General features: G+C 69.1%; 7 protein-coding genes and 3 pseudogenes. 4 read left to right on the top strand and 6 right to left on the bottom strand.

The genetic code is table 11. From position 1 onward, the window contains the following. On the bottom strand, positions 1-473 hold a 473-nt coding region (locus tag A9W96_RS15095; RefSeq protein WP_156765256.1), incomplete at its 3' end, for a DUF222 domain-containing protein. 77 nt (positions 474-550) lie between these two features. After that, positions 551-1,999 (bottom strand): FAD-binding oxidoreductase, encoded by a 1,449-nt coding sequence (locus A9W96_RS15090; RefSeq protein ID WP_067140856.1) that lies wholly within the window; start codon positions 1,997-1,999, stop codon positions 551-553. A 261-nt stretch (positions 2,000-2,260) separates the two neighbouring features. Between A9W96_RS15090 and A9W96_RS15085 the strand changes: the two genes are divergently transcribed. Next, positions 2,261-2,779: a DUF732 domain-containing protein gene (locus tag A9W96_RS15085; protein WP_066872132.1), complete on the top strand. Its 519-nt coding sequence runs from the start codon at positions 2,261-2,263 to the stop codon at positions 2,777-2,779. On the opposite strand, the gene A9W96_RS15080 is transcribed toward A9W96_RS15085, so the two are convergent. Further along, on the bottom strand, positions 2,776-3,057 hold the full coding sequence (locus A9W96_RS15080) for a DUF3017 domain-containing protein (RefSeq protein ID WP_066872126.1): 282 nt from the start codon (positions 3,055-3,057) through the stop codon (positions 2,776-2,778). The two genes, A9W96_RS15085 and A9W96_RS15080, sit on opposite strands and share 4 nt — an antisense overlap. After that, positions 3,054-3,899: a bifunctional methylenetetrahydrofolate dehydrogenase/methenyltetrahydrofolate cyclohydrolase gene (locus tag A9W96_RS15075; RefSeq protein ID WP_066872123.1), complete on the bottom strand. Its 846-nt coding sequence runs from the start codon at positions 3,897-3,899 to the stop codon at positions 3,054-3,056. Before A9W96_RS15075 ends, A9W96_RS15080 begins: the two co-directional genes overlap by 4 nt. Before the next feature lie 139 nt (positions 3,900-4,038). Between A9W96_RS15075 and A9W96_RS15070 the strand changes: the two genes are divergently transcribed. Together A9W96_RS15070 and A9W96_RS30450 are read left to right on the top strand one after the other, a co-directional pair. Next, positions 4,039-5,256 (top strand): NADH:flavin oxidoreductase, encoded by a 1,218-nt coding sequence (locus tag A9W96_RS15070; protein ID WP_067140854.1) that lies wholly within the window; start codon positions 4,039-4,041, stop codon positions 5,254-5,256. A 30-nt stretch (positions 5,257-5,286) separates the two neighbouring features. Beyond that, positions 5,287-5,748 (top strand): annotated as a pseudogene (locus tag A9W96_RS30450) (FHA domain-containing protein); the annotation flags it as partial. On the opposite strand, the pseudogene A9W96_RS15065 reads toward A9W96_RS30450, so the two are convergent. Next, positions 5,694-7,163: pseudogene (locus A9W96_RS15065) on the bottom strand (N-acetylglutaminylglutamine amidotransferase); the annotation flags it as partial. The pseudogenes A9W96_RS30450 and A9W96_RS15065 sit on opposite strands and share 55 nt — an antisense overlap. Positions 7,164-7,372: 209 nt before the next feature. On the opposite strand from A9W96_RS15065, the gene A9W96_RS15060 reads away from it, so the two are divergent. Beyond that, on the top strand, positions 7,373-7,717 hold the full coding sequence (locus A9W96_RS15060; RefSeq protein WP_231999691.1) for a DUF732 domain-containing protein: 345 nt from the start codon (positions 7,373-7,375) through the stop codon (positions 7,715-7,717). Between the two features lie 9 nt (positions 7,718-7,726). Here the strand turns inward: A9W96_RS15060 and A9W96_RS15055 are convergent. After that, a pseudogene (locus tag A9W96_RS15055) lies at positions 7,727-8,030 on the bottom strand (sulfate ABC transporter); the annotation flags it as partial.

Below are 8,030 nucleotides of genomic sequence, written 5' to 3'. Positions count from 1 at the left end.
TACGTGGCCAGCCGCGCTTCGGCCCGCTCGCGGGTCGGCATGTCGATCCAGCCGGGCAGCTGGTGGTAGAACTTGCGGATCACCGCGACCTGGCCCGCGCCCAGGGTGCCGTCGCGTTGTCCGGCGGCGGTGGCGGGCAGCATCGGGCCCAGCGGTTCGCCGGTCAGGCCGTGGCGCGGGCCCAGATCGCGTGCCTCGTTGAGGCGGCGGGCGGCTTCAGCGCGGCTGATCAGGGTCGCCTCGGCGATGGCGTGGACCACCGTGGCGCCGAGTTCGACCGAGGGTGCTTGGCGGGCCAGGGAATTGATCACGGGGTGCTCGACGGCCGGGATGCGCCGGCGCTGCTTTTCGCAGCGCGCCAACACCGCCAACTGTTGCCGCGGCTTCAGGGCGTCGACGTTCAGCGCGCAGACCTGATCCCAGGCGGCATCGAGCGCGTCGAACGCCGCCTCGACATCCTGCTCATCACCCACACCGCCAAACTAACGGCACCCACCGACAAAATCGGCCGAGAAATCGCCATAGATTCACACTCGCGCAATTAATCTCGCTAAAAGTCGAGTCCCGAGAACATCAGCCGGTTGGGGTCGTACTTCTGCCGGACGGTCGCCAGCCGCGAAAGATTCTGGCCGTAGTAGCGCGACGGCGCGGTATTGGCCTCCAGGTAGTTGACGTATCCGCCGACCGAGAACTGTTGTACCGCTTGATGCGCGGCGCCCACCCAGGTGCTGGCGGCGGCTACCTGGTTGGCGGCGGGCTCGACGTACCACTGCACCACCGCGGACTGAGTGCGCCACGGAAACGCGGTGTCGCCCGGCGCGACGTCGGCGACCGCGCCGCCCAGCGGATCGATCAGCACCGAGGCCTGACCCGCGCCGGAGGCCGGCCACTGCCCGGCCGCGGTCGCAATGGCATGGGCCGCAGCGGAAGTCATCGGCCCGATCACATCCGAACCGGCCACGAAGCCGCGCGCCGGGCTGGTCGCGCCGCCACCGGCCAGATAGGTCACCAGGTCCATGTGGCTCAGCGTCTTGTTGGTCACGGCGGCGGGCGCCAGCCCCACCGCGGATTTGAGGGCGTCGGCCACACCGGAGCCGCTCCCGGCCGGAGACGTCGCCAGCACATGGCAATTCGCCTGCGCCGAGCCGACCGACAGATCAACCATCCCCCAGGTGTTGCGGTCCGCGCCGGCCAGCCAGGATTGCCAGCCGGTGAGCACCTGCACCGCCGACGACGGTGGGAAGTCCAGCCGGACCAGGTCGCTGTCCGCGGTGGCGAAGGTCGCGAAGGTCATCGCGGTGGTCACCCCGAAGTTGCCGCCGCCGCCACCGCGCAAGGCCCAGAACAGATCCGGGTTGTCGTTGGCCGACGCGGTGACCACGTCGCCGCTGGGCAACACCACGGTCGCGGATTGCAGCGCGTCGCAGGTGAGCCCGGCGCGCCGGGCGTCGGCGCCCACCCCGCCGCCCAACGCGAGCCCCGCCATGCCGACGGTGGGACAGGTGCCGACAGGAACGGCGCGGCCGGCGCCGGCCAGGGCCTGGTGTACGGCATACAGATCGGTCGCCGGGGTCACCGTGACGTTGTTGCCGTCGAAGTTCGCCCCGCCGGGCAGGCCGCGCAGATCGAGCACCATGGTGCCGTTGGCGCTGGACGCGCCGACGTACGAATGACCCCCGCCGCGCGGTGCGACCTTGAGGTTGTTGACCTTCGCGAACGCGACCGCCTTCTGCACGTCGGCCTGCGACGAAACCCGAACTACCGCAGCGGGATTGGATCCGTTGTAGAACGAGTTGAAAACCTGCTTGCCGGTGGAGAATTGGGCGCCGTTGGCCGGTAACAGCACGCTGCCGCCGATCGAGGAGGCAAGGCCGCCCCAGCCCGCGGGATCCGCGGCCGCCGGGGCGGTGCCGAACACCGCTCCCGTCGCCAACATTCCGACGGCGCCGCGAAGAAACGTCTGACGCGAGATCTCGTGGTGGGTCGGGCGGGTCGTCATGGGGCGGATTCTGGTTCATCTCCCGCCCGCAAGTCCGGTGTCGCCGCCCGTGTTACATCACAGTGTGGCGTCGATCTGCCGAGTGGCCTTGCGCAATCGGGCCGCGTAATAACCGACGCCGCGCCGGTCGCGACCTCACGAAACGCTTATTGTGCGAACCTTTACCCCACCGTGTCGCAAACGTGACAGTGATGGCCCAGAGTTCGTAGGCGTGATTCGAGTGTGCCTCAGACGCACTCCATGGCGGACGGGGAGGCTGGCGTGAAGGCACTTGCACGAACTCATCAATGGATCTGGGTCTTTCGCCATCAGCCCTTCACCATCCGCCTGCTGGCCGCGGCCGCCGGCCTGCTGACCGTGGCCTCGGCGTTCGCGGCGCCGGCCGGGGCGGAGGGCAACGGCGACGACTTCATCGACGCGCTCAACCACGCCGGCATCGACTTCGGCGAGCCCGGTAACGCGATGTCCGTCGGCGAGTCGATCTGCCCGATGCTGTCGCAGCCGGGCGGCAATTTCGCGGCGGCCGCGTCCAGCGTCGCCGGCCGCGGCATGTCGCCCACGATGGCCCGCATGTTCACCACGATCGCAATCCAGACGTATTGCCCCCAGGAGATGGCGAACATCGCCAACGGCAACCTGTCCGGGGCCATGCCGCCGGGAATGCCGGGCCAGATCCCGGGCATGACGGGCCAGATTCCGGGCATGACGGGCCAGATTCCCGGGATGGCGGGCCAGCTCCCCGCGATGCCCGGGCAGGTTCCGGCGCTGCCGAGGTACTAGCGAGTGCCCAGCGGGTCGATGGTCCACGCGATATAGAACATCGCCGCCCCGACCGCCGCGGTGGTCATGAAGTCGATTCCCTTGCCGCGCACCACCAGAAGGCCGGCCCGGTCCTCGGACAGCAGCAACCGCAGCAGCGCCGCGACGCCGACACCGATGCCGATCAACAACGAACCGCGACGCCAGAAGTTGGCACCCACCAAGGCCAGGGCCGTCGCAAAGATCAGGCCCACCAACAGAATTGGCCACTGGGCCCGCAGCACGGTCCGCGCGGTCATCCCCGCTCGGCCAGTTCGACGACGTTGGTCAGCAGGAACGCGCGGGTCAGCGGGCCCACCCCACCGGGATTCGGCGACATGTGGCCGGCCACCTCCCACACGTCGGGATGCACGTCGCCGGCGAGCTTGCCGTCCACCCGGCTGACGCCGACGTCGAGCACCGCGGCACCGGGGCGCACCATGTCGGCGGTCACCATGTGCGGCACCCCGACGGCGGCGACGATGACGTCGGCCTGCCTGGTCAGGGCGGGCAGGTCGCGAGTTCCGGTGTGGCACAACGTCACTGTGGCGTTCTCGGAGCGTCGGGTCAGCAACAGGCCGAGCGGGCGACCGACGGTGACGCCGCGGCCGATGACGACCACGTGCGCCCCGGCGATCTCGACGTCGTAGCGGCGCAACAGGTGCACGATGCCGCGCGGGGTGCACGGCAGCGGGGCCGGGTTGTTGAGCACCAGCCGGCCCAGGTTGGTGGGGTGCAGCCCGTCGGCGTCCTTGTTGGGGTCGACCCGCTCCAGCGCCGCGTTCTCGTCCAGGTGCTTGGGCAGCGGCAACTGCACGATGTAACCGGTGCAATCCGGGTTGGCGTTGAGCTCGTCGATGGTGTCGTTGAGCGTGTCGGTGCTGATGTCGGCGGGCAGGTCGCGGCGGATCGAGGTGATGCCGACCTTGGCGCAGTCGGCGTGCTTGCCCCGCACATACGCCTGAGAGCCGGGGTCGTCGCCCACCAGGATGGTGCCCAGCCCGGGGGTGCGGCCCGAGGCGGTCAAAGCGGTCACCCGCTGTTTAAGGTCGACGAAGATCTCGTCGCGGGTGGCCTTGCCGTCCAGCGTGATTGCTCCCACGCTGACAGTCTGGCAGACATCGACGATGGCGACCCGCCACGCCCGGCTTCGCCGCGCTCGCGATCGCCATTAGACATCGACGATGGCGACCCGCCACGCCCGGCTTCGCCGCGCTCGCGATCGCCATTAGGCTCCCGGTATGTCAACCCCGCCGGACGTGTTCAGCCCCGCGAAGCTCGGGCCGATAACGCTGCGTAACCGCACCATCAAGTCCGCCACCTTCGAGGCGCGCACACCCGAGGCGCTGGTGACCGACGACCTCATCGAATACCACCGGCTGCCCGCCGCCGGCGGGGTCGGCATGACGACGGTCGCCTACTGCGCCGTCTCCCCCGGCGGGCGCACCGAGGGCAACGGCATCTGGATGCGGCCGGAGGCCGTGCCCGGGTTCCGACGGCTCACCGACGCGGTGCACGCCGAGGGCGCTGCGGTCAGCGCGCAGATCGGCCACGCCGGCCCGGTGGCCAACGCCAAGTCCAACAAGGCCAAGGCGCTGGCGCCGGTGCGGTTCTTCAACCCGATCGGGATGCGATTCGCCAAGAAGGCGACGCGTGAAGACATCGACGAGGTGATCGCCGGGCACGCCAACGCCGCCCGCCTGGCCATCGAGGCCGGCTTCGATGCCGTCGAAATCCACCTGGGCCACAATTATTTGGCGAGCTCGTTCCTGTCCCCGCTGATCAACCGCCGCGACGACGAGTTCGGCGGATCGCTGGAAAACCGGGCCAAGGTCGCCCGCGGCATGGTGATGGCCGTGCGGCGCGCGGTGGAAAAGGAGGGCACGCCCATCGCGGTGACGGCCAAGCTGAACATGGCCGACGGCGTCCGCGGCGGCATCAGCACCGAGGAGTCGCTGAGGACAGCCCAGTGGCTCGAGGAAGACGGCGGCCTGGACGCGATCGAACTCACCGCGGGCAGCTCGCTGGTCAACCCGATGTACCTGTTCCGCGGCAACGCGCCACTCAAGGAGTTCGCCGGCGCATTCAAGCCGCCGCTGAGCTGGGGCATGCGCATGACGGGCAAGAAATTCCTGCGCGAATACCCGTACCGCGAGGCATATCTGTTGCGCGACGCCAAGCTGTTCCGCAACGAGCTGAAGATGCCGCTGATCCTGCTCGGTGGCATCACCAACCGGGAGACGATGGACCTGGCGATGGCGGAGGGATTCGAGTTCGTCGCCATGGCCCGCGCGCTGCTGGCCGAACCGGATCTGATCAACCGGATCGCCGCTGATGGCGCCGGGCACCAGGTGCATTCGGCGTGCACGCACTGCAATCAGTGCATGCCCACGATCTACACCCGGACGCACTGCGTGGTCACCGGCGCGCCCGATGTGGCAGCGGGCGCTCCCCGGTAATCCACAGGGGCGCAAGCTACAGTTGTGGCGATGTCAGCACCAGCCCCGCCAGCGCTAACCGTCCATCACGAAGGATCGGAACGCACCTTCGCAGCGGGCCACGATGTAGTAGTCGGGCGCGATCTGCGAGCGGACATGCGTATCACCCACCCGCTGATTTCGCGTGCCCACCTGCTGCTGCGCTTCGACCAGGGCAAGTGGCTGGCGATCGACAACGGTTCGCTCAACGGCACTTTCGTCAACGGCCGGCGGGTGCCGGTGGTCGAGATCCACGACGGGCAGACCCTCAACATCGGCAACCCGGACGGGCCGCTGCTGACGTTCGACGTCGGCCGCCACCAGGGCATGGCCGGGCGTCCGCCCCGCACCGAATCGATGAACATCCCGGTCGCGGCACCGCCCCAGGCACCGGCCTGGTCGGCGCAGCCGGCCCCCCCGGCCGCCAGCTCCACCAACTCGTGGTCGAGGAACGGAACCCGGCCCTCCAGACCCCAGGCCATCGTCATGTTGTCGACCCGCTTGACCGGATCGTCGACCAGCATCACGGTGGTGTCGAGCCGCAGCGCACGGTCGACACCGGTCTCGGCGCCGGCTCGGGCGAAGTGCTCGGTGACGAACCGTTCGCTGGGGTCGCCGTCGGCGAAGAACGCCGGCCCCAGCAGATCCCGGACACCCGCCGCGTCGCGGTCGAAGAACGCGCCGCGGTATTCGGCCACCGAGCCCGCCAGGCTGGCCGCGGCCGGCGACCCCATCGGCGGGTACCAGTGGTATCCGGCGAACACCTCGTCGGCGCCCTGGCCTGACTGGACTACCTTCACGTGCCGCGCCACCTCCTGGCTGAGCAGGTAGAAGGCGACGCAGTCGTGGCTGACCATCGGCTCGCTCATCGCGCCGATCGCCCCATCGAGGGCCGGCAGCATCCGGTCGGTGCCGATGCGGATCTGATGGTGGTCGGTGCCGAACCGTTCGGCGATGATGTCGGACCACCGGAATTCGTCGCCCTCGACGCCGCCGGCCGACTCGAATCCGATGGAGAAGGTCGAGAGCCCGTGCTGGCCGGCCTCGGCCAGCAGGCCGACGATCAGGCTGGAGTCGACGCCCCCGGACAGCAAGCACCCGACCGGAACGTCGGCGACGAGCCGGCGCTCGACCGCGACCCGCAACGACGACAGCACGGCGTCCTCCCAGTCGCGTTCGGACCAGTCGGAACGGTCGTCGCGCCGGGTGAAGTCCGGCTCCCAGTAGGTGGTGGTGGTGCGCCGGCCGTCGGGCTCGATCGCGACGAGGGACGCGGGAGGAATTTTGCGCACGCCGCGCAGGATGGTCAGCGGGGCGGGCACCACGGAGTGGAACGTCATGTAGTGGTGCAGCGCCTGCGGGTCGATGCGGGTGTCCACGCCGCCGCCGGCCAGGAGCGCCGGCAGGGTCGACGCGAACCGGATCCGGTGGCCGTCCTCGGTCAGGTACATCGGCTTGATGCCGAGGCGGTCGCGGCCCAGCACGACGCGACCGCTGTCACGCTCGACGATGGCGAACGCGAACATGCCGTACAGGTGACGGACGAAGTCGTCACCCCAGCGGTGGTACGCCTTGATCAGGACCTCGGTGTCGCTGTGGGAAAAGAACCGGTAGCCATGCCCGCTGAGTTCGCGGCGCAGCTCCTTGTAGTTGTAGATGCAGCCGTTCCAGGCGATGGCCAGGCCCAGCTCCGCATCCACCATGGGCTGGGCGCCCGCTTCGGTCAGGTCGATGATCTTGAGGCGACGATGCCCGAGGGCAACCCGGCCCTGTGACCAGGCACCCGCCGCATCCGGCCCCCGCGGCGCCAGCACGGCGGCCATCGCTGACACCGCCGCGACATCGGGCACCCGGTCGTCGAGTCGTACCTCCCCGGTGACTCCGCACACCTCTTGAACCCTACCGGGTCCGCTCCGCCATGCAGCCAGTGATGTCGCGACGGTGTTTGCCGGACGGTGAACGCCGCCGTCCCTCGGGGACCGCCTCAGCGAGAAGGTTGCCTGGATTTCGGCTAGCGTTCAACCAGGTCGGTGTTGACACGTGGCAGGGACCCCCACCGGGGAAGGGTAAGGCCCGTATGCAGGTAAATCGCGCGAAGGTGTCGCCTCCCTGCGCGTGCCTGCTGGCCGCCGTCGCGGTGCTGTGCGCGGCGCCGGCATCGGCGGACCAAACCGACGACGTGTTCGTCGGCGCGCTCGCCAAGAACGGGATCGTCATGCCCGATCCCGGCACCGCGATCTCGAAGGGCCACGCGGTGTGCGCCGGCCTGGACAAGGGGCAGGATTCGTCCTTTCTCGTGATGAGGCTGATGAAGGAGGCGAATCTCTCCGCCAAGCAAGCGGGCTTCTTCGTCGGCGTTTCGGTGGCTTCGTACTGCCCGCAATACAAGGGCACCCTCGATCCTTCGCTGACCTGGCTGCTGCCATTCCCCCCGATGATGTGAGCGTCCGGCTCAGGCGTGCCTGGCCGCTCGCGCCCGGCGGATGAGCAGAATCGCCTTCACGATCAGAAACGCCACCGCGACGCCCATCAGCAGGGTCGACAGCGCGTAGGCGCCGTACTCGGCGCCGCGGTTGTAGCGATCGTTGACCAGCAGCGTGAGCGTTTGCGACTCCCCCGGCAGGTTGGACGACACCATGATGACCGCGCCGAACTCCCCGAGGGTGCGCGCGGTGGTCAGCACGATGCCGTAGGTCAGGCCCCACCGGATCGACGGCAGCGTGATCCGCCAGAACGGCTGCATGGCGGAGCGGACC

It is taken from the genome of Mycobacterium sp. 1245852.3 (genome assembly GCF_001669335.1).
GTDB classification, from domain to species: domain Bacteria; phylum Actinomycetota; class Actinomycetes; order Mycobacteriales; family Mycobacteriaceae; genus Mycobacterium; species Mycobacterium europaeum_A.
This window is presented reverse-complemented; position numbering and strand designations above follow the sequence as displayed.

Excerpts from the sequence above, each read along its gene's own strand:
- A9W96_RS15090 (WP_067140856.1), bottom strand. The coding sequence starts at position 1,999 with ATGACGACCCGCCCGACCCACCACGAGATCTCGCGTCAGACGTTTCTT.
- A9W96_RS15080 (WP_066872126.1), bottom strand. The coding sequence starts at position 3,057 with ATGACCGCGCGGACCGTGCTGCGGGCCCAGTGGCCAATTCTGTTGGTG.
- A9W96_RS15070 (WP_067140854.1), top strand. The coding sequence starts at position 4,039 with ATGTCAACCCCGCCGGACGTGTTCAGCCCCGCGAAGCTCGGGCCGATA.